Source organism: Salipiger sp. HF18 (assembly GCF_011806505.1).
Lineage (GTDB): Bacteria > Pseudomonadota > Alphaproteobacteria > Rhodobacterales > Rhodobacteraceae > Salipiger > Salipiger thiooxidans.
This window is the reverse complement of the sequence record NZ_JAATOS010000547.1, coordinates 1-2,522: the sequence shown is the minus strand read 5'-3', so window position 1 is coordinate 2,522 and position 2,522 is coordinate 1. Positions and strand designations below refer to the sequence as shown.

Here is a 2,522-nt window from a genome sequence, read left to right as displayed (position 1 = left end):
CCTGGCCACAGGGCCGCATCGACCGGCTGATCGTGGCCAAGGCCAGGCTCGGGCTGCGCGTCGTGCGGCTGAAATCCGGCGACCCGTCGATCTTCGGGCGCGCCTGCGAAGAGATCGCCGCCGCCCGCGCCGCCGGCATCGAGGTCGAGATCGTGCCCGGCATCACCGCCGCCTCCGCCGCCGCAGCCTCCATCTGCCATCCACTCACGGAACGTGGCGAGACGGATACCTTCGCGGTGACCACCGGCACCTGCCGCCCCGGCGACGCCAACCCCGACCGCGCCCGGCTTGCGCACCCGGGCACCTCGATGGCCTTCTACATGGCGGTGGAACGCGCCGCGGTGGTGCGCGACGACCTCATCGGCGCCGGCGCCCCGGCGGAATGCCCGGTCGAGATCGTGGCCTCGGTCAGCACCCCGCAGGAGCGCCACGTCAGCACCACCCTGGGCGCGCTGGCCGAGACCATCGCGGCCGAGGGCATCCGCAACCCGGCGATCCTTTTCGTGCGCTATCCCAAGTCGCTGGCGCGGGCGATCCGGGGCATCTCGGCCGTCGCCTGAGCGACCCACCGCCGCAGTGCAGCGATTCCCCGGCGCGCTCGGCTTGATTTCCCGCGCACGGAGGCCGACCTTTGAGGGGACGCGGCCGCCGCCCCGGCCGCCCCAACGGGAGGCCGGAACATGACCTTGCTCGCGGATCTGCTGTCCACCGTCTTCGAACGCCGCACCCGGATCGGGCCGATCCTGCGGCGCGACCCGCGCAGCACCGACGCGCTGATCGCCGACCTGATGGGGACGACCTCCGAGACCGCCGCGCTGGCGCTCGCCCGCCGCGTGCTGCAGCGCTACGCCGAGATGGACGACGCTTCCCGGCTGGCGCTGTTCCGGCACATCGCCGAGGCCTACGACCTTGATCCCGCGGCGCTGCGGGCGGCGCTGGATGCCTACGAGGCCGCGCCCTCGGGGGCCAGCTACCGCGCCTTCACCCACGCCACCGAGGCGCCGCGGCAGGCGCTGATCCGGCAGTTGAACCAGGTTCCCGGCGGCACCGAGCGGCTGGTGCAGATGCGCGCCGACCTGCTGCGGCTGGGCGTCGACGATCCGGCGCTTCAGGCGCTCGATCTCGATTTCCGCAACCTCTTCCGGTCGTGGTTCAACCGCGGCTTCCTCGTGCTGCGGCCGATCAGCTGGGAGAGCCCCGCGCATATCCTCGAGAAGATCATCGCCTACGAGGCGGTGCACACGATCCAGTCCTGGGACGACCTGCGCCGCCGCCTGCAACCGGCCGACCGGCGCTGCTTTGCCTTCTTCCACCCGGCGATGCCCGACGAGCCGCTGATCTTCGTCGAGGTGGCGCTCTCGCGCGGGACGCCGGGCTCGATCCAGGCGCTGCTGGCCGAGGACCGCACCCCGGGCAGCGCCGAAGTGGCCGATACCGCAGTGTTCTACTCGATCTCGAACTGCCAGCCGGGGCTGGCCGGGATCTCGTTCGGCAACTCGCTGATCAAGCAGGTGGTCTCGGACCTCGCCGCCGAACTGCCGGGGCTCAAGACCTTCGTCACGCTGTCGCCGATCCCCGGCCTCATGCGCTGGCTCGAGCGGCAGGGCATCCGCTACGAACCGCGCGACGGCAAGGCCATGGCCGGGCTCGCCGCCCATTACCTGCTGAACGCCAAGCGCGCCGACGGCCAGCCCGTCGACCCGGTGGCGCGCTTCCACCTCGGCAACGGCGCCATGGTGCAGGCGGTGCATGCCGGTGCCGACATCTCGGAGAACGGGCTGCGGCAATCCGGCGGGGTGATGGTCAATTACCTCTACGATCTCGGCAAGGTCGAGAAGTACCATGACCGCTACGCGGAGCTGCGCGAGGTGAAGGCCGCCCAGCCGGTCCGCGCCCTCAGCACCGCCCGCGAGAAAGCCACCGCCGCAGGAGCCTGACGGACACGGGAAATACGCTCTTCGGCAGGCCTTTTGCGAAACTTGCGGGGCGCGACAGACCCTTCCCGCCCCTCACCGCTGCAGCCGTCCTGGTGTTGGTGCCGCGCGGATGCGCCCCCGCCGACCGGGGAATGCCCGCATCCGCGCCAGCGCGGCGCGCGGCGGCTACTCCGCCGCGTCCACCAGCGGCAGTCCCCCGATCCGGGCCAGCAGCGAGACGATCTCGTCGATGCCCTTGCCGTGGCGCAGCTGCGCGAAGACGAAGGGCCGCCCGGCGCGCATCCGCGTGGCGTCACGCTCCATCACCTCGAGCGAGGCGCCCACGTAGGGCGCGAGGTCGGTCTTGTTGATGACGAGGATGTCGGACTTGGTGATGGCGGGGCCACCCTTGCGCGGGATCTCCTCGCCCGCCGCCACGTCGATCACGTAGATCGTCACGTCCGCGAGCTCGGGCGAAAAGGTGGCCGAGAGGTTGTCGCCGCCGCTCTCGATCAGCACGAGGTCCAGGTCCGGGTGCGCCGCGTTCAGCTCGGCGATGGCGGCGAGGTTGATCGAGGCATCCTCGCGGATCGCGGTGTGCGGACA

General features: G+C 71.4%; 3 protein-coding genes. 2 read left to right on the top strand and 1 reads right to left on the bottom strand.

Going from position 1 to position 2,522, the window contains the following annotated elements:
• Nucleotides 1-560: SAM-dependent methyltransferase (locus tag HC022_RS23900; RefSeq protein ID WP_167454064.1), on the top strand; the 560-nt coding region annotated here is incomplete at its 5' end.
• A gap of 120 nt (nt 561-680) precedes the next feature.
• Nucleotides 681-1,937 (top strand): malonyl-CoA decarboxylase, encoded by a 1,257-nt coding sequence (locus tag HC022_RS23895; RefSeq protein ID WP_167454063.1) that lies wholly within the window; start codon nt 681-683, stop codon nt 1,935-1,937.
• Between the two features lie 165 nt (nt 1,938-2,102).
• Here the strand turns inward: HC022_RS23895 and ureG are convergent.
• Nucleotides 2,103-2,522 (bottom strand): urease accessory protein UreG (gene ureG, locus HC022_RS23890; protein WP_167454062.1); only part of this gene is annotated, 420 nt, incomplete at its 5' end.